The organism is Lysinibacillus sp. JNUCC-52 (assembly GCF_015999545.1).
In the GTDB taxonomy this organism is placed as follows: domain Bacteria; phylum Bacillota; class Bacilli; order Bacillales_A; family Planococcaceae; genus Lysinibacillus.
Map to the genome: position 1 here is coordinate 49,936 of NZ_CP065546.1, position 23,938 is coordinate 73,873.

27 protein-coding genes and 1 riboswitch are annotated in these 23,938 nt (G+C 35.8%); of the genes, 20 read left to right on the forward strand and 7 right to left on the reverse strand.

Annotation, left to right across the window (positions count from 1 at the left end):
* The first annotated feature begins 65 nt into the window (after positions 1-65).
* A riboswitch (purine riboswitch) is annotated at positions 66-165 on the forward strand.
* A gap of 62 nt (positions 166-227) precedes the next feature.
* Positions 228-1,415, forward strand: coding sequence for an MFS transporter (locus JNUCC52_RS00260; RefSeq protein ID WP_337980971.1), 1,188 nt, complete (start codon positions 228-230; stop codon positions 1,413-1,415).
* Positions 1,416-1,498: 83 nt separating this feature from the next.
* The gene (locus JNUCC52_RS00265; RefSeq protein WP_172771881.1) at positions 1,499-1,783 is read left to right on the forward strand and encodes a hypothetical protein; all 285 of its coding nucleotides are present in this window, start codon (positions 1,499-1,501) and stop codon (positions 1,781-1,783) included.
* 67 nt (positions 1,784-1,850) lie between these two features.
* Here JNUCC52_RS00265 and JNUCC52_RS00270 read toward each other — a convergent pair whose 3' ends face one another.
* The 5 genes from JNUCC52_RS00270 to JNUCC52_RS00290 form a co-directional block, all read right to left on the reverse strand.
* The gene (locus JNUCC52_RS00270; protein ID WP_228134078.1) at positions 1,851-2,336 is read right to left on the reverse strand and encodes a DUF3231 family protein; all 486 of its coding nucleotides are present in this window, start codon (positions 2,334-2,336) and stop codon (positions 1,851-1,853) included.
* 190 nt (positions 2,337-2,526) lie between these two features.
* Complete coding sequence (locus tag JNUCC52_RS00275) at positions 2,527-2,817, reverse strand: hypothetical protein (protein WP_172771880.1); 291 nt, start codon at positions 2,815-2,817, stop codon at positions 2,527-2,529.
* A 155-nt stretch (positions 2,818-2,972) separates the two neighbouring features.
* A complete protein-coding gene (locus JNUCC52_RS00280; RefSeq protein ID WP_337980972.1) occupies positions 2,973-3,599 on the reverse strand; it encodes a cupin domain-containing protein in 627 nt (208 codons plus the stop codon).
* 228 nt (positions 3,600-3,827) lie between these two features.
* The gene (locus JNUCC52_RS00285) at positions 3,828-4,856 is read right to left on the reverse strand and encodes a FecCD family ABC transporter permease (protein ID WP_337980973.1); all 1,029 of its coding nucleotides are present in this window, start codon (positions 4,854-4,856) and stop codon (positions 3,828-3,830) included.
* A complete protein-coding gene (locus JNUCC52_RS00290) occupies positions 4,856-5,887 on the reverse strand; it encodes a FecCD family ABC transporter permease (RefSeq protein ID WP_337980974.1) in 1,032 nt (343 codons plus the stop codon). The genes JNUCC52_RS00285 and JNUCC52_RS00290 overlap by 1 nt, the downstream gene beginning before the upstream one ends.
* Before the next feature lie 113 nt (positions 5,888-6,000).
* Here JNUCC52_RS00290 and JNUCC52_RS00295 point away from each other — a divergent pair, with 113 nt between their 5' ends.
* From JNUCC52_RS00295 to JNUCC52_RS00330, 8 genes are all read left to right on the forward strand, one after another.
* The gene (locus JNUCC52_RS00295; protein ID WP_337980975.1) at positions 6,001-6,981 is read left to right on the forward strand and encodes an ABC transporter substrate-binding protein; all 981 of its coding nucleotides are present in this window, start codon (positions 6,001-6,003) and stop codon (positions 6,979-6,981) included.
* A gap of 765 nt (positions 6,982-7,746) precedes the next feature.
* Positions 7,747-8,295, forward strand: coding sequence for a hypothetical protein (locus JNUCC52_RS00300; RefSeq protein WP_172771875.1), 549 nt, complete (start codon positions 7,747-7,749; stop codon positions 8,293-8,295).
* A gap of 73 nt (positions 8,296-8,368) precedes the next feature.
* On the forward strand, positions 8,369-8,803 hold the full coding sequence (locus tag JNUCC52_RS00305) for a GNAT family N-acetyltransferase (RefSeq protein WP_337980976.1): 435 nt from the start codon (positions 8,369-8,371) through the stop codon (positions 8,801-8,803).
* Between the two features lie 10 nt (positions 8,804-8,813).
* A complete protein-coding gene (locus tag JNUCC52_RS00310) occupies positions 8,814-9,293 on the forward strand; it encodes a nucleoside 2-deoxyribosyltransferase (protein ID WP_337980977.1) in 480 nt (159 codons plus the stop codon).
* 12 nt (positions 9,294-9,305) lie between these two features.
* Positions 9,306-9,629, forward strand: a complete 324-nt coding sequence (locus JNUCC52_RS00315) for a YbjQ family protein (protein WP_172771873.1) — start codon at positions 9,306-9,308, stop codon at positions 9,627-9,629.
* A 218-nt stretch (positions 9,630-9,847) separates the two neighbouring features.
* Positions 9,848-10,825, forward strand: coding sequence for a helix-turn-helix transcriptional regulator (locus JNUCC52_RS00320; RefSeq protein WP_172771872.1), 978 nt, complete (start codon positions 9,848-9,850; stop codon positions 10,823-10,825).
* A gap of 60 nt (positions 10,826-10,885) precedes the next feature.
* Entirely contained in the window at positions 10,886-11,401 is a 516-nt protein-coding gene (locus JNUCC52_RS00325) for a hypothetical protein (RefSeq protein ID WP_337980978.1), read from the forward strand.
* A gap of 179 nt (positions 11,402-11,580) precedes the next feature.
* Complete coding sequence (locus JNUCC52_RS00330) at positions 11,581-12,105, forward strand: GNAT family N-acetyltransferase (RefSeq protein WP_337980979.1); 525 nt, start codon at positions 11,581-11,583, stop codon at positions 12,103-12,105.
* A gap of 73 nt (positions 12,106-12,178) precedes the next feature.
* On the opposite strand, the gene JNUCC52_RS00335 is transcribed toward JNUCC52_RS00330, so the two are convergent.
* Entirely contained in the window at positions 12,179-12,577 is a 399-nt protein-coding gene (locus tag JNUCC52_RS00335) for a glucosamine 6-phosphate synthetase (RefSeq protein ID WP_172771869.1), read from the reverse strand.
* A gap of 197 nt (positions 12,578-12,774) precedes the next feature.
* On the opposite strand from JNUCC52_RS00335, the gene JNUCC52_RS00340 reads away from it, so the two are divergent.
* Positions 12,775-13,542, forward strand: coding sequence for a DUF2935 domain-containing protein (locus JNUCC52_RS00340; protein WP_337980980.1), 768 nt, complete (start codon positions 12,775-12,777; stop codon positions 13,540-13,542).
* A 79-nt stretch (positions 13,543-13,621) separates the two neighbouring features.
* Here the strand turns inward: JNUCC52_RS00340 and JNUCC52_RS00345 are convergent, their stop codons facing one another.
* Positions 13,622-13,888, reverse strand: a complete 267-nt coding sequence (locus JNUCC52_RS00345; protein WP_337980981.1) for a hypothetical protein — start codon at positions 13,886-13,888, stop codon at positions 13,622-13,624.
* 225 nt (positions 13,889-14,113) lie between these two features.
* Between JNUCC52_RS00345 and JNUCC52_RS00350 the strand changes: the two genes are divergently transcribed.
* From JNUCC52_RS00350 to JNUCC52_RS00390, 9 genes are all read left to right on the forward strand, one after another.
* Positions 14,114-16,255, forward strand: a complete 2,142-nt coding sequence (locus tag JNUCC52_RS00350; protein WP_337980982.1) for a type IA DNA topoisomerase — start codon at positions 14,114-14,116, stop codon at positions 16,253-16,255.
* Between the two features lie 144 nt (positions 16,256-16,399).
* Complete coding sequence (locus tag JNUCC52_RS00355) at positions 16,400-17,314, forward strand: class I SAM-dependent methyltransferase (protein WP_337980983.1); 915 nt, start codon at positions 16,400-16,402, stop codon at positions 17,312-17,314.
* Between the two features lie 664 nt (positions 17,315-17,978).
* Positions 17,979-19,337 carry an aspartate kinase gene (locus tag JNUCC52_RS00360; protein WP_172771864.1) on the forward strand — a complete coding sequence of 453 codons (1,359 nt, stop codon included), beginning with the start codon at positions 17,979-17,981 and terminating at the stop codon, positions 19,335-19,337.
* Between the two features lie 228 nt (positions 19,338-19,565).
* Entirely contained in the window at positions 19,566-19,748 is a 183-nt protein-coding gene (locus JNUCC52_RS00365; protein ID WP_172771863.1) for a hypothetical protein, read from the forward strand.
* Between the two features lie 270 nt (positions 19,749-20,018).
* The gene (locus JNUCC52_RS00370; protein ID WP_172771862.1) at positions 20,019-20,702 is read left to right on the forward strand and encodes an adenosylcobinamide amidohydrolase; all 684 of its coding nucleotides are present in this window, start codon (positions 20,019-20,021) and stop codon (positions 20,700-20,702) included.
* Entirely contained in the window at positions 20,699-21,655 is a 957-nt protein-coding gene (gene cbiB, locus JNUCC52_RS00375) for an adenosylcobinamide-phosphate synthase CbiB (RefSeq protein WP_337980984.1), read from the forward strand. Before JNUCC52_RS00370 ends, cbiB begins: the two co-directional genes overlap by 4 nt.
* On the forward strand, positions 21,642-22,727 hold the full coding sequence (locus tag JNUCC52_RS00380) for a pyridoxal phosphate-dependent aminotransferase (RefSeq protein ID WP_172771860.1): 1,086 nt from the start codon (positions 21,642-21,644) through the stop codon (positions 22,725-22,727). The genes cbiB and JNUCC52_RS00380 overlap by 14 nt, the downstream gene beginning before the upstream one ends.
* A 5-nt stretch (positions 22,728-22,732) precedes the next feature.
* Entirely contained in the window at positions 22,733-23,341 is a 609-nt protein-coding gene (locus JNUCC52_RS00385) for a histidine phosphatase family protein (RefSeq protein ID WP_337980985.1), read from the forward strand.
* Between the two features lie 13 nt (positions 23,342-23,354).
* Entirely contained in the window at positions 23,355-23,930 is a 576-nt protein-coding gene (locus JNUCC52_RS00390; protein ID WP_337980986.1) for a bifunctional adenosylcobinamide kinase/adenosylcobinamide-phosphate guanylyltransferase, read from the forward strand.
* Positions 23,931-23,938: the final 8 nt, after the last annotated feature.

The window sequence follows — 23,938 nt, forward strand, 5'->3', positions numbered from 1 at the left end:
TAAATTAAAGTTGGGAAATTTGCAAGGAAGAAAAATGTTGTAACGTAAAAATCAATATGCTAATATAGCTAAAGTAAATAATGATCTGTATAACCTCAATAATATGGATTGAGGGTCTCTACCAGGAACCATAAAATCCTGACTACAAAAATTTTCTTTCATTTTGTAGTCAGGATTTTTTTATTGTTGCCCACTATAAGATGGAAGTACAACAGAAGGGTGATTAAATGAATTGGAGAGTTTTTATACTGGCTGCTACTACTTTTGCAGTTGGATTGGTAGAGCTAATTGTTGGAGGTATATTGCCATACATTGCTAAGGATTTGAACGTATCTGTAGCAACGGCTGGACAATTAATTACGATATTTGCTCTAGTATACGCAATTTCTGCCCCTGTCCTTTTATCGTTAACAGCTAAAGTGGAGCGGAAAAAACTATACCTTATTTCATTACTTTTATTTACATTAGGGAATATCATGACCTATTTTAGTCCTACCTTTGTCATTGTCATGATTGCGAGAATCATAACAGCGATGAGTACAGCTCTAGTTATAGTTTTGTCTCTGACAATTACAACTAAAATAGTGGAACCAAGACATCGTGCTAAAGCATTAGGGCTTATATTTGTAGGTGTAAGTTCAGCACTAGTAATTGGTGTACCGATGGGTATTTTTATTACCGAGGCTTTTGGGTGGCGTGCTGTTTTTTTAGGGATTGCATTACTTTCTAGCATATCTATGATTCTAATTTTTATGCTCCTGGAAAAAATGCCAGTTGTTGAGGTTGTCCCATTAAAAACACAAATTAAGTCATTAGCTAATTTAAAAATTGCAAGTGCGCATTTAACAACATTATTTATGCTTGCTGGTCATTATATGCTTTATGCTTACTTCACACCGTTTTTAGTAGAGGCATTTCATTTAAACTCTTCTTGGGTTAGTATTTGCTACTTAGTATTCGGTCTTGCATCTGTAAGTGGTAATACGTTTGGTGGTTGGTTAAGTGACAAGATTGGTACTGGCAAATCAATCGTACTAATCATTGCGACGTTTGCTATCGTATTATTTGCGATACCATATACAGTCGTAGCATTCCCGTTATTTTTAGTAGTAACTGTGTTATGGGGAGCACTTAGCTGGTCACTTACGCCACCATTACAAAACTATTTGATTCAAACCGATCCTAAAACATCTGATATTCAACAAAGTTTAAATACTGCCGCGCTACAAATTGGTATTTCAATAGGGTCTGCAGTAGGGGGAGCGGTGTTTACCGTTACAGGCTCTGTAATGCATTTATCAACTTTTGGGGCAATTTTAGTATTATGTGCATTAGGCTGTGCTATTTTTTCTATTAAAAGAGCACCCCTTTCAAATAGTAATCAATTAGATGGACATATCCAAAAAGTCCATTAATGATAAACGCAAATTACTAAAAAAAGAAGGACTCTGATTGTTGAAGCTAGAATGTAAGAGTAGAGAGGGAGGCTGGTAAATAAATGCAGGTAGATTTAACGGAATTTGAAGGATCAAATGTGAAAGTTGTCGCGACGATTGATCATACGCTTTATCGAAACGTTGGTGCAATCATTTTATACGAAGAGGATTCACACATTTTATCTGTACGAAAACTGAAACGAAAAATCGCTGATCAATATATACCAACAGACGAACTCGAAAACTTTATGTTTGACTCACAAGCAGACGCAATTAAATTTACACACAAGCTTACTAGAATGAGTGCACTTGATTATTTATTAGTGACAAATAGAGAAAACAACTAAATGAATAATAAAATAGCCTTTCATGGTCGTCTCGTATTGAAGCGAGACGACTAAAAGCTATAGGGTTCTATGGTGAGGAGGGAGAAAGTAGCCATCCTTTTTTATTACTAAGCTCAATTAACTTGGCACCAAGAATGGCATATTTCATATGAAAAACACTGTATTTTGTCGTAAGACTGCTCTCGATAGACATGTCCATTGCTTGACTAACAGAAATTAAGGAAGACGCAATATTCATGGAAAGGATGGCACTAATTTCAGAATCATTTATAGTTGCTTTTCCGCGGATCTTAGCAATTTGTAAATTCCCTTGGTCAATTGATAATGGCGGTGCTAGAACACCATTTTCTTTCAAAAGCTTCTCAAGCTGTTTGTTTTCCTCTTTTAAACATTGAATAAATTCCAAAATAATGACTTTTAAGTCTCGATGAACTGCATATTTGAAAAAGAAATGATTCGTTGCAATATAACCATTGTTTACGCCAAGTTGTTTCCAGATTGTAAAAACTTCCTTAAAGCGTAAAGAATCTATATTTCGTTTTGACATTTTCATTGTTGCACGTCCTAACTCATTTTATAGTTGATGTTTGTGAGATTAGGATGGGTCAAAAAAAGTATTTTTATACATATTTATACAAATAATACAATGATAGATTTGACTAAACTGAAATATGTATGTTTGATATTCGATAAGCTCCTCCACCCTCCTTTTCTATGACAGAACAGGGCATAGGAAGCTTACCTTATAAAGCATCATGTTTTTTCTTATTTTTAAAACTTTTAATAGTTGTCTTTAAAGAAGCGTAATTTCCGATGGCAGCGTAACCGTAAAAAAAGCCCATAAATACACCCGCTAAAAAATTATGTTTATGGCTAATAAAAATAGAAATGATTAAACCTAATGTTAGCGCAATTGCTGGAACATATTTAGGCTGAATGGGAAAAAATATTTTCAATAATTGTGTAATAATCATGACAACTGGAACGGCAATTACAGCATCCCAAAAATTTGTATGAACAATTGGAAAGCCCATAAATACACCTCGTTTTGATAGTAGAATGAAATTAAAGTTAGATTTCCCAAATCTAATAATTTTATGCACGCACAGTTTGGTCGTTACAATGTCAGCAATTTAAAAAAATCAAAAAAGGAAACACGAAAAGGTGCTTCCTTTTGTAGCTCTGTATTTTAATAATAGGAACTGTTTTGATACATATATGGATAATGGTATGGATGAAAGTTGTAATGTGGATGTGTTTGCATTGAATTTGGTGAAGTAACGGAAGGTTGATTACAATTATTTGCGGGTCCGATATAGGTTGAAGGGACAACAGGGGCGATAGTTTGCTTCCATAAATTTTCATCTAAACAATAGGTATGGGCCATTATATTCGATGGCGTAAACTTTAAAATATCGGAACCTAAAATGACTTCTGGTGTAGGTGCATCAAAAATCGCTAATATATGTGTATTATCTGCACTCGCAACGATGTAATGCCACCATCCCTGTGGAATATTTGCTACCTGTCCTGGTTTTAGTGGGTAGTTCTGAATTTGTTTAGTGAATGGATTTAAAATGGAAACGGTAGCAGCTCCAGAAATACAATAAACAAGCTCTGCTGCATTTTGATGATAATGAGGCTCTACCACGTTATTGGTGCTTAAAAAAATATCAAGTAGAGAGACATTTTCTAGACTATTCAATTGAGCAATACCAAGAATATTTATGTAGTTCTGATTATCCTTTTTAAAAAGTGGACTTGTATTTACATCAAACGTAAATTGTGTGGTTGGAGATGTGTACTCATTAGGCAAATTAGTACTTCCTTTCTTATTGTAGTTGTATGTTCTTCAATATCACAGTTTATGACTAAGGTCGTTTGTGCATTAAACCAATGCCTATTAGAGTTAGTTAAATAAACTAAAACCTCTCACTTTTATGTGTGAGAGGTTTTTATATTAGTTGTTAGCGAAGGTTAATCCATCCTCCATTTTTGTAACGAAACGAATAGTTCTACGATAGTGGTAGGGAGTACGATGAAACTAGCCTCTTGTTTGTAATAGCAAATAGATAAAGTAAGGTGTACCTAATATGGCTAAAACGATACCAACGGGTAATTCAGCAGGAGCGATAATGATTCGACTAATAGTATCAGACATTAACAAAAGCAAAGCACCTATTAATGCACTAAATGGAATTACCCGATAATGTAAGCTGCCTACTAATTTTTTTGCAATGTGAGGTGCAATTAACCCTAAAAATGTAAGTCCTCCCCCAACTGCAACACAGGCGCCTGCTAGAAGCACAGCCAATACTAGAAGTCTTTTACGTTCTTTTGTTAAGTTAATACCTAATCCAATAGCGGTCATTTCATTCAAAGCTAAAATATCTAGTACGCGGGCTTTATAATAAGCAAAGGGTATTAACATCACAATCCAAGGAAGTAACGCGAGCACAAATGTCCAAGTAGTGCCCCAAATAGATCCCGAAAGCCAGACGAGTGTTCTAGAAAAATCGATAGGTTCCATGCGAAGTTGGAAAATGGTGATTCCTGCACTAAACGCAGCATTAATGCCAACTCCAACTAAGAGCATGCGTGACGGAGACACCTGTCCTCTTTTATATGCAAATAAATAAATGATCGATGCTGCAAAAAGTGCACCAAACAAGGCAATTATGGGCATAAAAAAGACAGACATCCATGAGCTAGAAAATAACAATCCTTGAATAAAGAATGTATACAACACAATAGCAAATCCTGCACCTGCGTTAATGCCAAGTATACCTGGGTCTGCTAGCGGGTTTTTTGAAATACTTTGTAGGATGACACCTGACACAGCAACACCAAACCCAACAAGGATGGCCATGCAAATACGGGGAAAGCGGAAGCTAAAAATTGTTAAAGCATTATCAGGGGAGCCATTCCCTAGTAAAGTTTGAAGAAAACTTAAAATCGAAATATTCATATACCCTGTATTCACACTAATGAATGCCACTACAAATATCAGTAGCAAACATATCACGATATATATAGAAAAACGATGTGTATGTTTACGGATTAAATTATGCATTATAAACCTCTTCCATCTTTACGAGCTAAGTATAAAAAAAAGGGTACACCGATAATGGCAGTAACAGCACCTACTGGGGATTCAAAAGGACTCATGATGATGCGAGCTACAATATCCGCAAATACCAATAAACAGCCACCTATAATAGCTGAAATAGGTAATATCCAACGATAATCAACTCCAACGATTGCACGTACGATATGTGGTACAACTAAACCAACAAAACCGATAATACCTGCAATGGAAACGGCTGCACCTGTTAATAAAAGCACAGTAACGGTACAAAGCACCCGTATAACTGTTGTCCGTTGACCAAGCCCTGTTGCTACTTCTTCACCTAAACTCATAACAGAAATTGATTTTGCTAATATCATTGCCAGCAGTAAGCCGATGATGACAAAAGGAATGGCGACCTTTATATGTATTGGCTGTATAGAAGAAAGACTACCTGCATACCAATAGCTTAAATCTTTAGCAATATCGTATTTTAGACCAATTGCTGTTGATAGTGCGCTTAGAAAAGCAGAGATACCTGCACCAGCTAATGCTAGTTTTACAGGTGTAATGCCACCTTTTGCAAACGCAGTTAACGTAAATACTAGTGCTGCTCCAGCACCTGCACCAATAAATGAAAAAAGTATCAGCATCGGGAAACTAGGTGTATGAAACAGCGTGTATGCAATGGATAACATAAAACCTGCACCTGAAGTAACCCCTAATATGGAAGGGGAGGCAAGAGCATTACGCGTAACCCCTTGCATAATCGCGCCTGAAACAGCGAGGGCACTACCAACGAGAAGTCCTGCAATTGCACGTGGAATACGCAACTCATGTAAAATAACATGTTCATTATTAGTTTCATCGTAATGTAAAAGGCTATTCCATATTGTTTTATAAGTTAGTTCATTGGCGCCAAATCGAATCGAAATGAAAATTACCAAACAACTTAAACAAATGAATAGAAATAGAGTGAGAATATTATAAGTTTTACGGTAATGATGTCTAACAAAAGATAATGAGTTTCTCTTCATCCATGTAAAAGCTCCTAGCGTTGACATAATAAATTTTTTATTTTATTTTTTAAATGAGAATGATTTTCAATATCGTTTAAATTATAACATAATCATAGTTAGGAGGCATTAACATGATTTTAAAAACGAAGAAATGGGGATTAACATGTGCTAGCGTCTTAGCTTTTATGCTAATGGGATGCGGAAATATCGAGACAAATAATGCTTCACAAGATAATTCAAAATCGGAGAACAAGATAGACAATGTTATTGAAATTCGAACATTAACAGATGCGATAGGCAATAAAGTAGAAGTTCCCACTCACCCTAAGCGGGTAATTGCTTCTTACTTAGAGGATCACCTTGTCGCACTTGGAATAACGCCAGTTGCGCAATGGAGTGTTCGAGATGGTGCAAGCGTACAAGATTACTTACAAGATACATTAAAAGATGTTCCAACAATACCATTTGATTTACCATTTGAAGCAGTGCAAAGCTTTACACCAGATTTAATTATTATGGACTCTGCCGCTATGGTGGAAGGAGATAAATATGCGCAATATAGCAAAATTGCACCAACTTATGTGATTGGAGCAGAAGTAAACAATAACTGGCGTGATGAACTGCTACGTGTTGGTGAAGTGTTTGAAAAAAAAGAGAAAGCACAACAAGTGTTAGATGACTATAATGCCAAGGTGAGAGAAGCAAAACAACAAATTCAGCAAAAGGTTGGTAATATTTCAGTCGCAGCCATCTGGGTTGTTGGCGGGAAGTTTTTCATCGTTTCACAAAATCTTTCGAGTGGAGATGTGATGTACAATGATCTTGGGTTAGCTGTGCCATCTGTTGTACAAGAAATCTCAGCAAACGCAACAGCCAATTGGAACGAAATATCACTTGAAAAGCTTGTTACATTAGATGCGGATTATCTGTTTATTATCGATAGCGGTGATGATGCAAGTGTCAAAGCATTAAGTGAAAAATTATGGAGAACGATTCCAGCCGTCCAAGCAGGTAATGTACATACTTTGCCAAAAGACTCAAGTTGGTTATACACTGGTGCAATTGCCAATACGAAAATCGTTGATGATATCGTCAATGCTTTAACAAAATAAAATTTAGTAGAATTCCGCGACAGGAGAGTTGATTTCCGCGAAGTGAGGGGAGAATCCCGCGAAAGGAGAGTATAATTCCGCGAAGTGAGGGAGGAATTCCGCGGAAGGAGAGCACGATTCCGCGAAGTGAGGAGTGAATTCCGCGGAAGGAGAGTATAATTCAGTGAAGTGAGGGAGGAATTCCGCGGAAGGAGAGCACAATTCCGCGAAGTGAGAACGGAATTCCGCGAAAGGAGAGTATAATTCCGCGAAACCAAACAAGACATAGATATGTATAGATTATCACCTTGCTTTCATCTTCAGGATTTACTTGAGAGTTTAGAATTAACCATAACTAAGTTTATTGCAGTAACGATTATTACGATGACATATTTTATTGTGATATAAATTTAAATTAGTACTTTTTGGAAAAAATATAATATAATTGACAAGATTGTTCAAATCTAGAGCTGGTCTGTAAATATTTTCACGTTCATTCCTCAAATAAAAATTTTTTGAACGACGGTTGTATCCCACATAAGAATACAAGTATAGACATATAAATAAAGGTAGCGGAAAACTACGAGCTTATAAACATTGATAGAATCGTATTTAGTAGTTTCTATTAACCGATAAATAATTATAAAAATTAAGAAATTCTTAAGTTTCAGCTAAGGTAAAAATTAAGATTTATTTTCTATAATATAAAAAAAAGGAAATTACGAAACCATTTGAACAATTAAAACGTATTGGTATTAATAGAACATTATTGAAGTAGGTGAGGATATGGCATATACCATTTACATAGTATTAACTAAAACAGGTACTTTATTATCGAAGGCAATAGGTATGTACACTGGCAAAGAGATGAATCATGCATCAATTGCCTTTGACGAGGGACTCTTTGATATGTATAGTTTTGGTCGAAGACAGCTTAATAATCCTTTGAGTGGTGGATTTTTACGTGAAAATGCAGAATCTGGACTGTTTGAGTATGCGGATTGTGTTATTTATCGCTGTCGTGTTTCGTCATATCAGTATTTAGAAATGATGAGAATTGTACGTTATATGTATTGCAATCGTGATCGTTATAAATATAATTTTATCGGGTTATTTGGGGTAATGATGCAAAAGGAAGTGCGCAGAGAACGTGCTTATTTTTGTTCACAGTTTGTGGCGACACTGTTAAAAATAGGTGGTCTAAAAGTTTATCAAAATCCAGCATTGATGACACCCGACTGTATTGCACAGTTGCCTTATTTAGAACAAATCTTTGCAGGGAAGCTGTCTGATTATTTACAAGATGTACGTCAACCTGCCATGTTGTATGGTTAAGCTTTCTAATCGTACGTGCTTGACGTTTTTTCTGATATAATAATTGATTAGTATACGAGATGAGGTGATAAAAGTGCAACTAGTTGTGGTTGAGGGTGTACCATATGCTTGGCTACATCAGTTACAAACAATTCATGCACAAGTATTTGATGGTGCGCGCCTTAAGCTTGAAAAACTTGAAGACAAGAAAGAACTTCTATGTATATTAGCAGTGGAAAAAGATGAATTGGTAGGGTTTAAACTAGGTTATCCACACCCTGATGGTGTTTTTTATAGCTGGTTAGGGGGTGTCGATGAAAAGATGCGAGGTCAAGGAATTGCAAGTCAGTTGATGAGACACCAACATGAAAAAGTGCAAGCGCTTGGCTTTAAGAAAGTACGTACATACGGTAGAAACGAGCGGAAAGCAATGCTCATCACAAATATAAAACATGGTTTTGACATTATTTCCACCTTTATAGATGATAAAGGACGTCATAAAATAGTGTTTGAAAAATTATTGAATTAAGGGGTTTATTATGAAGGCATATTTAGCAAATGGATTATTTTCTCTAGGGGATCGTTTAGTCAATGAACGATTAGCGTCGGCAATTCGACAAGCGATACCAGAGATTGAATTATATGTACCGCAGGAGAATGATGCGATTAACGATAAGACAGCGTATGCGGATAGTTTAGCAATTGCAGAAGCTGATTTAGCAATGTTACAAAAGAGCGATGTATTAGTTGCTGTATTAGATGGTGTTGAAATTGACTCTGGTGTTGCAGCTGAAATAGGAGCGTTTGCTATGCTCAACCGTCCAATCGTAGGAGTATTTACAGACGTGCGTCAACAAGGGCGAGAAAATATGATGAAAATAGAAGCACTTATTCGTAATGGGATTGAAAATCAATTTGTCTACCGTAATTTATTTGTCATCGGTTTAATAAAACGTAACGGTGTCATTACTACCTCTATTAACGATGCCGTATTAGCGGTTCAGGAATTACAACAATAAGGAGGATTGCGAATGCTTTTATCAACAACAGATGTTGTTGCTGGAAAAGTGATTAAAGAAACATTAGGTTTAGTCAAGGGTAATTCTGTTCAATCAAGAAATATTGGTCGCGATATGATAGCGGGGCTCCGTAATATTGTTGGTGGCGAAATGAAAGAATATGCGGAAATGCTCGTTCGCTCAAGAGAAATTGCTACGCATGCTATGGAAGAAGAGGCTAAACGACTAGGTGCAGATGCGATAGTAGCCATTAGATTTTCGACATCATCCGTAATGGATGGCACTTCCGAGGTGTTAGCCTATGGTACTGCAGTAAAATTGAAAATATCATTTTAACAGAGGACTTCAGTCTAAGTGGATTGAAGTCCTTTTAGTTTTAAATATTGATAATAATAACAGATAACTGGTATGTCCGTCTGTGAAGTATATGTTAGAGTGAAATTATTATGGAACTAATTATCCCAGATATATAGAAAATTTGTAGTTAAAAGGACTAATAATGTCCATCTCGTTTTGTATAATAAGAGGGTAACTATGTAGAAAGAGTGGGATATATGGTGGATTCACAACAAAATAAAGGCTATCGTGTCATTTCGATGTTTGACAGATTGATGGATGGCCAAGGGATAAGCAAAAAGCAAGAAGCATTTACACATCAAGTTGGTGAAAAAACCATTCAACGGGATTTAGATCAAATTAGAGCTTATATTGAAAAAGCTAAATTAGATTGTCATTTAGAATATGTGCGAACAGAAAAACTTTATAAGCTGACCAAAACAGGCGAAAATGTTTTATCGAAAGAACAAGTGCTGGCAATTGTTAAAATACTTATCGAATCACGAGCTCTTTTGAAATCGGAAATGAGCGACATTATCGATAAGCTAATATCAATTGTTGCGGCGGATAAACAAGAATTTATTCATAACATCATTTTAAATGAAAAGCATTTATACGTTGACTTAAATCATAAAAAATCCCTTTTACATTTAATTTGGGTAATTTCAGAAGCAATTCAGAAGAAAAAAATAATTAAAATTGATTATTTACATGAAGGTGAATCAATTCCTTCACAAAAAATATTAAAACCTCTCGGTGTTATTTTCTCAGAATACTATTTTTATTTAATTGCTTATGATAGCAAACATGAGAAGGATTTACCGATTGTCTATCGCATCGACCGTATCCAACATTTTCTGGAGTTAGATAAGAAATTTCAAATTCCTTATTCGGAACGCTTTCAGGAAGGTGAATTTCGCAAACGAATTCAATTTATGGATGCTGGAGAGCTGATACATATTAAATTTCTGTTTATAGGGCGCTCACCACAGGCGGTTTTAGATCGTTTGCCAACAGCTAAAATAGTATCAAACAAAGCTGGAGAATGCTTATTTGAAGCGGAAGTTTTTGGCCGTGGAATTAAAATGTGGCTGCTTAGTCAGGGCGCGAATATTGAAGTACTAGAGCCACTTGAGCTAAGAGAAGAAATGATTGAAACAATCCAATCTATGCAACAAAATTATCTTTACATGTAAGAAGGAAAACATGATTAAAAAATTATTCCCTTGCCGACTATAGTAAAAAGGGGGAATTACATGTTTTCACTTTCCAATTTTAAATTACTAGTAGAAAAACAGGAAGAAATAGATGCAATATATCAAAATTGTGAAGAATTAAAAAAAACAACGGTTGCACCTAAAATCTCCTCTGAAGTTGATCATTTTTTTGACTGTATTAAAAATCATTTAGAAAGCCAGGGCTTTATGGTAACTGTGACAACCTCAAAGCTAAAAGCTCAATATAAGCAAGCGTTTATTACTATCGACAAGCATTCAAAAGACTTAGAAGAATGCATTTTTATTAATTTAAATAATTATGTAGAAGATCAAGTATCTATTATGCTAGACAATGATAATGATACGCAACAATCCCAACAAATCAGTATAAATAACCAAGATGACTTTTCATCGGTTATAGATCAAGTAAATGACAAGTTACACCGTGCGAAAAATCTTCAAAATGCTTGTCGAGCCGCGAAGCTTATTTATAAAAATAAACAAAATAAAATTTTTCTATCTGCTCACGAGGCAATCAACTTTTATTTTCACTAATAAAGACATAAAAAATAATAAGAAAATTTATAGCATACGAGAAATACTTAGTATGCTATTTTTTTTTTTAATTTTTTTGTGTATGCTCGGTTATCGTATGTATTTTAAAATTCAAAATAACGGAAGAAGGATTTTTTGCGAATTTTGAAGAATTAAAAGGAGAATAAAGGAGGAGTTACATGTTTCCGAATATAGAGACAGATAGATTACAATTAAGAGAAATAACGTATGAAGATGCAGCGGATCTTTTTCGCTGTTTTTCTAATCATCATGTTACACAACATTATGGAATAGATACATTTACAACAATAGAACAAGCTGAAAAACTAATCGATTCGTTTTCTAAAAGCTTCAAGGAAAAGAGGGGCATTCGATGGGGAATAGAAAGAAAAGAAGCGAAAGGTTTGATTGGAACAATTGGCTTTAATGCTTGGTCACCGAATCATAAGCGGGCAGAAGTTGGTTATGAATTGCATCCTGATTACTGGAGAAAGGGCTATACAAAAGAGGCGATTAACGAAATTTTGTCTTATGGATTTGACGAGATGAAGCTCAATAGGATTGGAGCAATCGTTTTTGTCGAAAATGTGGCATCAAACCAATTGTTAACGACAATGGGCTTTCACAATGAAGGGATTTTAAAAGGATATATGTATCAAGATGGAAAAGCACATGATACCTATGTTTACGCAATTTTTAAATAACAGGAAATATTTTGAGTTGAAAAAAGAGCCCAAATTACCACCTTCAAGGATAGCTTGGGCTCTAGTCATCTAATTAGTTTTTTGTTAACGCTAATAGATAGTTGTCTCGAACTGATTCTTCTTGCATTTTGCTATCGACTAACATGGCACCGTACTTCACAGTCGTCATATTGGGATCGACTAAAAATTGAACATTTACTTTAGCATCCTTGTTATTAATAAGACAATCTCCTTTAAATTCCACAACATCTTGTCCCTTTTGTGTTTCAAAATAGAGCCAATAAGGATTTTGGCAAGCGGATACGAAAGCTGCTTCTAAAGTTTGATTACTATTTTCGATTGAATAGTTTTTGACATATGTAATATATTCATTATCTGTTACATCTTTTTGAGGACCGTAAAAATACCAAAACACCCCTAATATGCCGATTGGTATAATCCACAAAATATTACGCTTACTTAATTTCCCCATTTCCCATCCCCCTTTATATCCATATTTTATCATCTCAACACGCTTATTTGCTAGCTCAATATAATTTTTTCTAGGTTAGCCATTTTTCTTGTTGTCCTTACTCAAGTACTTTGCTTTTGCTTGGACTGTAAAATTAATATTAAATAATAAAGAGGAATAGAATGGAAGGACGTAATGAATAAAGGGGATGAAAGCGATTGTCAAATTATGTGCAACATGCTGTATTTGAGCATAGTTTTTGGTTAGAAATATTGAAGGATCACAGTAATTTTATTCATGATTCTTTGTATCCTTCAGAAACTGAGGATATTAATAAAGCAGCTTCTTTTATGCAACAATTTTCTCAGCTACTTGCCTTTGCTAAATCCATCAATTCACCAGACGTATCAATATCTTTTTCAGTCAGTATTGCTGAGACCGTTGAGCAATTTAAACAGTTTAAATTTTCTATACTTAGACGACAGTTATCAGGCGATATTGGTATTCATCTAGCACCTACATTTGTAAATCATATGGTCAATGAATTAGAAGAATATCAAAATGTTCTTAGCTATCTAAAAAAAGGTGAAGTCCCTCCAATCTTTCATGAACTACATCATCACTTGCTCTGGCTTTTAGATGCATCAGGCCATGCTGGTACTATCAATGATGAGTTAGATGGGGTTGAAAAAAGGCTAAAAGAAAAGAGTCATATGTTCACCAAACATTTTGAACATTTTTATTTAAAGGCTGTGGAATTAACGGGCTATTTGCGTTCTAACGTAACTTCATTCCCAGCTTTAACACGTTTTAATAGAGATGTAGAAATAGAAATGACGTTATTTAAAACATTTTTACGGGAGTTAGAGGAAATGGAGCTAGGTGCTGAAGTATTAGGAACATTTACAGCATTAATGGCTGATCATATGTGGAGGGAAGAACAATATTATTTAGCAAAGTTAGCACAATCAGTGAAGGATGAATAAAACATATAGCAAGTAATGAAAAAAACCATCTCAAATGAGATGGAGAGCTTTTCTATATAGCAACCTATAAAAGTATAACTCATGCATTCAAAGCACGATGAACAAAATATTTCGCATGCTCTGCGTCTTTTTTCTTAACAGAAACAATATATTGTTTTTCATATTTACTGTTCATTCCGAAACTACCGAAGTTCCCTCTCCTTGTACCAGATCCTATCCACTGTGTTGAAGAATCAATGACTTTATAGGTAAATTTGATGCCTTCGCTGTTTAAAATGGCTCTTATCTTCGATAATTCTTCCATGGAGTATCCAATATATACTTCTTCTTTAGTAAAGAAAAACATATCCATCCCTCCTTTTATAATACTACCATATGTTGCCGCTACCAGATAAGTTGACATTTAGTATTTAACTGAATGGTATTTCTAGTATGAAGACATTAGATATTTCAATTTGTTTAAAGTAAAATAGTGGTATGGTATTTTATTGACTCAACTAATTTAATTAGTTGAGTTTTCCGTTTTTATAAAAACGCTATTCAAATATTTAAAAGAAGATGTGATCACTTAATGGGTAAAATTGCTATATTAGCTGAAAAGCCATCGCAGGCAAGAGCATATGCAGAAGCATTTAAAATTAAACATAAAGAGAAAACGTATATTGAGTTGGAGCCATGTTCTACATTTCCCGAGGGAGCAGTAATTAGTTGGGGAATTGGACATCTCGTCGAATTAAAGGAACCTAAAGAATATAAAAAGGAATGGGAGAAGTGGTCATTAGATTCGCTGCCGATTATTCTTGAAAAATATGAAGATAAAGTTGTTAGTAATATGTATGCACAGTTTAATGCGATTAAAAAAATCTTCCACGATCCTCAAGTGACAATGATTTATAATGGTTGCGATGCGGAACGTGAAGGTTCAAATATTTTTTATTCCATTTATAAAATGACGAAAGTAAAAAAGCCTGTCAAGCGTTTATGGATTAACTCTTTAGAGGTCGATGAAATTCGAAAAGGTTTTCAAAATATGCAAACGAATGAACGAGATTTGCTCATGTACCAAGAAGCGAAAACACGTCAAATTAGCGATTGGCTTGTTGGGATGAACTGTAGTCGTTTATATACACTATTGCTGCAAAAGAAAGGGTTTAATGGCAGCATTTCAATTGGGCGCGTGCAATCGCCTACAGTATATTTAATTTATAAAAGATTACAAGAAATCGAGAATTTTAAACCTGAGAACTTTTATGAAGTTGAAGGTCTATTTAAAGCCCAAAATGGCATGTATAAAGGGAAAGCAAAAATTAAATCAAAAGCGAGAGAAGAAGTAGAGCAATTATTGATGCATCACGGAATTCAGCCAATGGATAGTGGTCAAATTACGAATGTCTCCAATAAGACAAAGCGAATCCAGCCACCTAAATTGCATGCGTTATCCACTTTGCAAGCAACAGCAAATAAACGTTGGAAATATAGTCCTGCGCACGTGCTGAAGCTCACACAGTCGCTGTATGAGAAGAAGCTAGTTTCTTATCCTCGTACAGATTCGCAACTTATTACGCATAATGAATACGATTATTTAAAAGATTCCTTACAAAAATACCAACAACTTATTCAACAGTCATTTGCACCTGTTGTTAGAGCCCAAAATAAACGCTATGTTGACAGTTCTAATGTAGGGGAACACTATGCCATAATTCCAACAAAAAAGATCCCAACAGAAAAAGCGTTGCAATCGATGGGGGTCGATGAAAGAAATATTTATTTTGAAATTTTAAATACGACGCTTGCGATGTTTCATCAAGATTATGAATATGATGAAAAAACGATTTTAACAAATGTGAAAAATTTAGAATTTAAATCGGTAGGGAAAACGGAGCTTGTGAAAGGCTGGAAAACGCTTTTTTCTGCGGATAAGGAGCCTCAAAACCGTGAGGAGGCACTACCTGTTGTGACCCAAGGCGAAATAGTACAAAGCAAAGTCGATATTATTGAAGGCACGACAACTCCACCAAAGCCCTATACGGAAGGGCAGTTAATTACCATGATGAAAACATGTGGTAAATCGGTTGAAGATGAGACAGAAATTGAAATTTTAAATTCTGTTGAAGGTATTGGAACAGAGGCAACTCGAAGTGGTATTATCGAGACGATTAAAAAGCATGGATTTATCGAGGTAAAGAAAAATATTGTAAGCATCACACCTAAAGGAGAATTGCTATGCAGAGCGATTGAAGGAACTTTGCTTTCTAGTCCTTCGATGACAGCTAAATGGGAGATTTATTTGAAAAAAATAGGGCGTGGTGAAGGGTCAGCGAAACATTTTATCGATAACATTGGCAAATTTATTCATCAACTAATCGGTGAAGTGCCGAATAAAATTAACACGTTAACGATTGAAGCGGAGCAATTTGTAAAGCCAGTTGCGAAAGATATCGTTACATGTCCAACATGCAAAGTCGGCAAAATCGGTTTACGAAAAAAATTTTATGGCTGCTCAGCGTATAAAAATGGTTGTAAACAAACATTCCCAGAAAGATTATTAGGAAAAAAACTTACGGAAAAAACGATTAGAGATTTATGTACTAGTGGGAAAACTGCCGAAATTAAGGGGTTTAAAGCGAAGAGTGGAAAACAGTTTAGTGCTGCATTGCGTTTTGTTGATGGCAAAATTGAATTTGACTTTAATGCAAAAAATAATGAAAACTAGTTGCACAAAGTCATCAATTCGGCACAAAATAAGTCTAAATATTTGACAAAAAATCTTTTTATGCTATAATTTACATTTATAAATCAAGGTGATAGAATAAGATTCTCCTGGCCAGGGGAATCTTTTTTTATTGGAGTGTTTACTGTGAAAAATAATGAATCAAGTCTAACTTCTCTAGTTGCTGCATTTAGTCGAGCGTATCATGCAAAAGAAGATCGTCCAATTATTTTCAATGATTACATCGCGCAAGATTTCCTATTAGCGGAAGAATATAAAGCTATATCAACCAATATGGCGAATGGCATTGCTTTTTTTAGTTCAGATATGGCCGAAAAGCTAAAAAATCAACATGAAGCAATATTAAAATGGGTCACACAAATTCAACTATCACCAACACCACTTGCGAGAGCCGCATACGCAGAAAATGTTGTGTTGCATGAATGCCAACTTGGGGCGGAGCAATATATCATTTTAGGTGCAGGTTTAGATACGTTTGCTTGGCGGCACGATACACTGACAAATATAACTATATTTGAAGTAGATCACCCATCTACTCAACGTTTTAAAATAGAACGTTTACAACAAGCAGGGCATACGATCCCTCCACATTTGAATTTTGTAGCAATGGATTTCATGAAGGAATTATCACTCGATAAGTTAGTTGCAGCAGGGTTTGATTTATCGAAGAAAACGGTTATTACGCTGCTTGGCGTTTCGTACTATTTAACAAAAGAAGTGTTTCAGCAATTGCTAAGATTGTTTTTTAAAGACTTGCCTAAAGGTAGTTCCATTATTTTTGATTTTGCCGATGAGCGCTTGTTTACAGAGGCTGGTATTTTTAATCGTGTACAAAACATGCTACAGATGGCTAAAGCCTCAGGAGAACAAATGAGTTACGCATCATCCCTAGTAGATTTAGAGCGATTACTGTCAAATGAACAATTGTTAGTTTATGAACACTTATCACCTCAAGAAATTCAAAATCAATATTTTGCTAATCGAAATGATAACTTACAAGCGTTTGAAACGATTCACTATTTACATGCAGTAAAAAACTAATTTCCACTTTATCGTTCCAATGGTAATAGAGAAACAATTACAAGTAAGGACTCATAAAAGAAAGCGTTTCCTTCTTTAATAGAAGAAAGACTGGGATGAATTTTCTAATGCTGTGAAAGATAAATAGAAGACTACTCATAAGAAGAATAAAAGCTAACGCGCACCGTTAAAAATGCCATCCTTTGTAAGGGTGGCATTTTGCGATTTTTACAGCCCATTCTTTATCAAAAAACACAGACATAATGATTTTTGCCGCATATCATAATGGGGATAAGTATTTCTCCATTGTATACAAGGAATTAGGTGCAGTTAGCTAATTAAAGGGAGCAAGCTGTGGCATGCTATTCGAAGAAGATGACGAGTAGAAGTTTGCAGAGGCTTATACAACATTGATCGTTTTGAACATATAGCTGAATTAAGCTAGTTCAAACGAAATTTTTTATGATTATGTAATATATACGAAAAAAATTAATAAAAACCTTAACTATTTCATATGAAATCCGTATAATAAATCAAACAGTGCGAAAATTGTCCATTTTTCTATTGATAAATTGCGTGAATTTTTTAAATTGTATTGACGTAGAGAACGATAATTTGTACACTGTGTACATTCAATTGTTTTTTGGAGGAATACATTATTTTAAAAGGTTAGGATTTGATAGATATGATCGTATGTAAATTTGGTGGAACATCTGTAGCAAGTGCAGAACAAATTCAAAAAGTAGCAAACATTGTAAAATCTAATCCGGCGCGCAAAATCGTAGCCGTTTCAGCACCAGGAAAACGTTCTGGTGATGATATAAAAGTAACTGATTTATTAATTGATTTAGCAAATGCGGCACTAAAAAATGAAAATACAGAAGAAAAAGTTCAAACAGTAGTGAACCGTTTCAAGTCTATAACTGATGGATTGCAGCTGGATAATACAATTTGTGACGTAATTGCTGAAGACCTACGTGAACGTGTGCTTGGTGATACTTCAAATGAAGAATTATTTATTGATAGCTTAAAAGCAGCTGGAGAAGATAACAACGCCAAGCTTATCGCTGCATATTTTAACTCTATCGGTATGCCTGCACGTTATGTAAGTCCAAAAGAAGGTTTGGTTGTCAATGATCTACCTGAGCGTACGTTCGCATTACCTGAAGCATATTCAAATTTAGCGCCTTTAAAAGATACAAAAGAAATTATTGTTTTCCCAGGTTTCTTCGGTTACACTAAAGCGGGCATATTGCGTACGTTTGATCGCGGTGGCTCGGATATTACAGGCTCTATTTTAGCAGCAGCTGTTGAAGCGGAGCTTTATGAAAACTTTACGGATGTAGATTGTGTATTTTCTGCGAATCCGAAAGTCGTGAATGATCCAGTTGAAATTAAAGAAATTACGTATCGCGAAATGCGCGAATTATCCTATGCAGGCTTTTCTGTTTTCCATGATGAAGCACTAATGCCTGTTTATAAGATTGGGGTGCCAGTTAACATAAAAAATACAAATAATCCATCAGCCCCAGGTACTCGAATTGTACCGAGTCGTCCTGCTACAGGTCGCCCGGTAACAGGTATCTCGGCAGACAGTGGCTTTTCAACGTTATATGTGTCTAAATATTTAATGAACCGTGAAGTAGGGTTCGGTCGTAAGCTTCTACAAATTTTAGAAGATGAGAATATTTCTTATGAGCATACGCCATCTGGTTTAGATGATATTTCAGTAATTATGCGATCTAATCAACTAACACCAGAAAATGAAGCGCGTATACTGACGCGTGTGAAAAATGAATTGCAAGCGGATGATGTTCAAATGCGTCATGGTTTCTCTATGATTGTTATTGTTGGAGAAGGTATGCGTAATAACACAGGTCTTGCAGCACGGGCTGCAACAGCCATTTCAAAAACTGGAGCAAATATTGAAATGATTAACCAAGGTTCGTCTGAAGTTAGTCTTGTATTCGGTGTGCTTCAAGAATTTGAAAACCGTATTTTACAAGCGCTATATGGAGAATTTTTTGCACAAGTGCAAGCATGAGTGGATAATATACGATAGTTTTATTAAAAACCATTTTTAAAATTATCTAACATAAAAAGGAGCTGTCTCCCTTAGCTATGAGTTTATAGCTTAGGAGGCAGCTTTTTCATTTTTTTATTGTAATTTTCACGATGGATGATTTTTCTAACAATACTATAAGGAATAGAGTTTTCTTTTATGCAGTAATGCTGTAAAATCGATTGCGTACATAGATAGGAGGGCATAGATTTGAAAAGTTTTTCAATGGGAATGATATTATCTGTAATTGGGATTTTATTTGTCTGTTTAACAATTATGGACATATTACCAGCATCGACGAAATCGATGAAAGTTGTTTTTGTTGGTATTGGTTGGGTCTTTATTATTGCAGGATCAATTATTCGATTTAAAAATTTAAAACAAAAGCAATAAGAAAAATATCATGAAAATGAATGTTGTAAACGACAAAGTTATGATACAATTTTTAAGAAAATAAATATATTCAGTACGATGAAGTTGCGCTTCTGTACTATACGAAAAATTCAGAAGGTTCAAATTTGCAGTGTATTCATAATTTAAGAATGAACAGTACAAATTCTTCTTAGTAAGAATTTGTTTTTTTATTTGTAGTAAGGTTTTTACATGCGAGCTCCATAAAAAGATAAATGAGTGATTCTAGTAAAGATTATAGGAGGTGAGTAGATGACAATCGTTCGTAAAGAGGATATAAAAATAATGGATCAGTATGTTGCTTTTCAAACAGCGACGCCGATGAAAGTTGTATCATCAGCAATGCATAATCCTGGTTTTGGTTATTATACACATCTGCTAAATCGTTCTGTGCCTAAAACATATGATGAACGTAAACCACACCAGGAGTTACGTTCTTTTTTGCAATTAGAGGGCTACCCTATTAGCAATACGGTTGCCATGATGACAGCAGTTAATGCATGTTTTGCAATTATTCGTGAATTTACATATGAAGGTATTCATCTTGTCGTGATGATTACAGCGGGATTAGGAAATGCAGTCGATATTACACGTGCATTCCATCGTCAAGAGCAGTATCACGCAGGAACTATTAATACATGGGTACTGATCAATGGAAAACTATCGGATGAGGCATTATTTCAAGCGATGATTTCAACAACAGAGGCAAAAGTGAAGGCACTTATAGATGAAAATATAGTAGACCCTACAACTGGTACACAAGCAACTGGCACATCGACGGATAGTTTACTCATTGCATCAACAGAAGAGGGCGATTTCCATCAATACGCAGGTCCTATAACAATGTTAGGGAAAATAATTGGCCATGGTGTTTATGAAACGATGCGAGAGGCCATTCAAAAATATCAACAAGATAAGGAGGCGAATCCTCAATGATTTTATTAATGATTGCCTGTATTATTGGCTTACTATTTGATCTAGTTGTCGGGGACCCTCCTAAAATGCCACATCCTGTACGCTGGATTGGTAAACTAATTCAAGCACAAACCACGTTATGGAACAGGGGTAAAATGCGCAAAGTGCGTGGCATGGTTATGGCGCTTGCTGTTGTTGGTACGACGATGTTTGTAGTAACGATTATTTTAATAGTCAGTTATCAAGTAAGCATCGTGTTTGGTATTCTAGTAGAAGGAATACTAATAGGTATTGGATTGGCTCAACGCAGCTTAAAGGAAGCAGCTTTAGCTGTTTATGATCCTCTCGTAAAAGGGGATTTTGCAGAAGCGCGTGTAAAGTTATCGTGGATTGTCGGACGAGATACCGAACGACTTGATGAGGATGAAATTGTTCGTGGCGTTGTTGAAACGGTGTCTGAAAATACAAGTGATGGTGTAACTGCACCACTTTTTTATGCGTTTTTATTTGGTGCCATTGGCTTATGGGGTTATAAGGCAGTCAATACGTTGGACTCGATGATTGGCTATAAAAATGAAAAATATAAAGACTTTGGAATGTTCGCAGCGAAGCTTGATGATGTCCTGAATTTTATTCCAAGTCGTTTAACGGGATTATTAATGGTACTTGGAACAAAAAATGAAACTTCTGTAACGCTTGGCAAACGTTTAAAACGTTGGGCACAGGATGCGAAAAAACATCCAAGTCCAAACAGTGGTTATTTGGAAGCAGCAACAGCCGTTCAGCTAGGTGTTCAACTAGGTGGGAAAAATACATATCAAGGAGTTGCTTCATACAGGGCGACTATGGGTGAAAAGTACGTACCGTTAACGAAGGAGCATATTGCAACTTCTATTATTCATATGCGTGTAGCTACAGTGCTCTTTACGCTCGTTATGTTAGCAATGGAGGTGTTCATTTTTGCAATTACCTAATCATGGAGCAAATCCGCAAAATGTCTATCATCAGCTTGGGCTAACGATGCCTACAGAGGTTTATGATTATAGTGAAAATGTAAATGCTGCAGGGCCTCCTGCATTTGTTGAGGCACGTTGGCGAACTTTTTATCCATTAATTCAGCGTTATCCAGATCCAGATGGAGAGCCCTTTTTAACAAAGGTGGCACAATTCCATCACATTGAAAAAGATTTTATCGTCTTAGGAAATGGGGCGTCCGAATTATTTAGCGTTTTAGCAAGACGTTATGCCAACAAACGTGTGATAGTTGTGCATCCAACATTTTCTGAATACGAACGAACATTAAAGGCAGCGGGAGCAGACGTTGTGTCGGTTGTAGTCGATGATTTTATTCACTATACATTACCGATGGAGCTTCTTTATCAAGAAATGGTTATTGCAGATGCATTATATATTTGTACGCCTAATAATCCAACAGGTGTATTACCGAAGAAAGAGGACCTGCTGCGCTTAATAGCATATGGAGCGGAAGTAGATTGTGAGCTCGTTTTTGATGAGGCATTTATCGACTGGGTCAATGAAGCCTATTCGTTAATTGGCTTTGTTGCTAATAATGGACATGTAATTGTCGTTCGGTCGATGACGAAAATGTATGCGATTCCTGGATTAAGACTAGGTTATTTAATAGCGAGCAAGACCATTGTTTGTGAGTTAAAAGCCATGCTGTCTCACTGGAATCTCAATGCATTTGCACTCGTTATTGGTGCAGGTTGTCTGGACGAGCATGAATACTGTCAGCAAGCCATTAGCTATGCAACGAAACAAAGGGAAAGGTTACAGCAGTTTTTAATAGAAAATGGGTGTTTGGTAACGAATAGTGTTACGAATTATGTTTGCTTTTCATTGCCCGAAAGTATGCAAGCTGATACATTTTTCAGCTATTGTTTAGCTGAAGGGGTAGTCCTGCGACATACAAAAAATTTTAAGGGCTTAAACGGGGAATGGTTCCGAATTGGAATAAAGGATGTAACAGCGATGACCTATTTACAAAACTGTTTACAAGCGTGGTTTAAAGCAAATAAGGGGTGAGAAAAGTGACGACTTTTTATATAGTTCGACATGGGGAAACAGTATGGAATAAGGAGCAACGATTACAAGGGTGGTTAGATTCACCTTTGTCAGAAATGGGCATTTTACATGCCCAAAAACTTGCAGAACATTTAATCGATATTCCGTTTACAGTTGCTTATAGTAGCACTAGTGAACGTGCAAGAGAAACAGCTCGCTATTTAACAGCTGGTCGAGAACTTGCAATGCACTATGAGGACGATTTACGTGAAATTTTTTTAGGGAATTGGCAAGGGAAAACTGTTGAGGACATTATGGCAACAAATCGATTTGACTACGAGCTGTATACAAATTATCCAGCACAATTCGTCGCAACGCATACGGAAAGCTTTGGTGCAGTGACAGAACGCGCCATGTATACGTTAAAAAATATTGCAAAAATTTATCCACATGAACATATTTTAATTGTGTCCCATGCAGTTACAATTAAATGCATTATTAATGCAATATTAGGGCGTGGTATTGATCAGCTATGGTCAGCACCATACATCGAAGGAACTAGCGTAACAATCATAGATCGATTAGAAGAAAGTTGGCATATCGAGGAAATAGGCAGTACACAACATTTACAATAGAGAGGTGAGAACAGTGCCGCTAATTTTTATTTCAGGTGGTGTCCGCAGTGGCAAGTCTCACTTTGCCGAGAAAGCAGCTGTTTTGCACTATCAACATAATAACTCAATCCATAAACGACTTATTTATATAGCTTCAGGTGTGGCAATGGACGTTGAAATGGAAAAACGCATAGCTCGACACCAGTCTGATCGGCTAAAACAAGCGATTGCATGGCATACGATTGAAGCACCTTATCAAATACAGAATGTTTTCGATAACTTAGTTGAGGGCGATGTCGTACTATGGGACTGTGTAACGACTTGGCTGACAAATGCCTTTTATGAGGGGTTTGATCGAGGCACGCCTTGTGTGGAGAAGCCTGGTTGTTTAGAGGAAAAGCTGAGGAATATGAAAAGTTCAGTGCAAACGTTACTTGACAAAAAGGTGACGCTTTTTGTCGTTTCTAATGAGCTTTTTGATGAACCGCCATATGAAAACGAAGAGGTCGAATTGTACAGGCAAATGCTCGGTACATTACATCAATGGTTCGTTTCTGTCGCGTACGAGGCATATGAGATTAATTATGGTATCGTTAAGAAATGGAAATAAGTGAGCAA

Excerpts from the sequence above, each read along its gene's own strand:
- JNUCC52_RS00370 (WP_172771862.1), top strand. The coding sequence starts at position 20,019 with ATGACAATCGTTCGTAAAGAGGATATAAAAATAATGGATCAGTATGTT.
- JNUCC52_RS00285 (WP_337980973.1), bottom strand. The coding sequence starts at position 4,856 with ATGCATAATTTAATCCGTAAACATACACATCGTTTTTCTATATATATC.
- JNUCC52_RS00345 (WP_337980981.1), bottom strand. The coding sequence starts at position 13,888 with ATGTTTTTCTTTACTAAAGAAGAAGTATATATTGGATACTCCATGGAA.
- JNUCC52_RS00330 (WP_337980979.1), top strand. The coding sequence starts at position 11,581 with ATGTTTCCGAATATAGAGACAGATAGATTACAATTAAGAGAAATAACG.
- JNUCC52_RS00360 (WP_172771864.1), top strand. The coding sequence starts at position 17,979 with ATGATCGTATGTAAATTTGGTGGAACATCTGTAGCAAGTGCAGAACAA.
- JNUCC52_RS00320 (WP_172771872.1), top strand. The coding sequence starts at position 9,848 with ATGGTGGATTCACAACAAAATAAAGGCTATCGTGTCATTTCGATGTTT.
- JNUCC52_RS00310 (WP_337980977.1), top strand. The coding sequence starts at position 8,814 with ATGAAGGCATATTTAGCAAATGGATTATTTTCTCTAGGGGATCGTTTA.
- JNUCC52_RS00290 (WP_337980974.1), bottom strand. The coding sequence starts at position 5,887 with ATGAAGAGAAACTCATTATCTTTTGTTAGACATCATTACCGTAAAACT.
- JNUCC52_RS00270 (WP_228134078.1), bottom strand. The coding sequence starts at position 2,336 with ATGAAAATGTCAAAACGAAATATAGATTCTTTACGCTTTAAGGAAGTT.
- JNUCC52_RS00325 (WP_337980978.1), top strand. The coding sequence starts at position 10,886 with ATGTTTTCACTTTCCAATTTTAAATTACTAGTAGAAAAACAGGAAGAA.
- JNUCC52_RS00260 (WP_337980971.1), top strand. The coding sequence starts at position 228 with ATGAATTGGAGAGTTTTTATACTGGCTGCTACTACTTTTGCAGTTGGA.
- JNUCC52_RS00315 (WP_172771873.1), top strand. The coding sequence starts at position 9,306 with ATGCTTTTATCAACAACAGATGTTGTTGCTGGAAAAGTGATTAAAGAA.
- JNUCC52_RS00295 (WP_337980975.1), top strand. The coding sequence starts at position 6,001 with ATGATTTTAAAAACGAAGAAATGGGGATTAACATGTGCTAGCGTCTTA.
- JNUCC52_RS00265 (WP_172771881.1), top strand. The coding sequence starts at position 1,499 with ATGCAGGTAGATTTAACGGAATTTGAAGGATCAAATGTGAAAGTTGTC.
- JNUCC52_RS00275 (WP_172771880.1), bottom strand. The coding sequence starts at position 2,817 with ATGGGCTTTCCAATTGTTCATACAAATTTTTGGGATGCTGTAATTGCC.
- JNUCC52_RS00335 (WP_172771869.1), bottom strand. The coding sequence starts at position 12,577 with ATGGGGAAATTAAGTAAGCGTAATATTTTGTGGATTATACCAATCGGC.
- JNUCC52_RS00350 (WP_337980982.1), top strand. The coding sequence starts at position 14,114 with ATGGGTAAAATTGCTATATTAGCTGAAAAGCCATCGCAGGCAAGAGCA.
- JNUCC52_RS00300 (WP_172771875.1), top strand. The coding sequence starts at position 7,747 with ATGGCATATACCATTTACATAGTATTAACTAAAACAGGTACTTTATTA.
- cbiB (WP_337980984.1), top strand. The coding sequence starts at position 20,699 with ATGATTTTATTAATGATTGCCTGTATTATTGGCTTACTATTTGATCTA.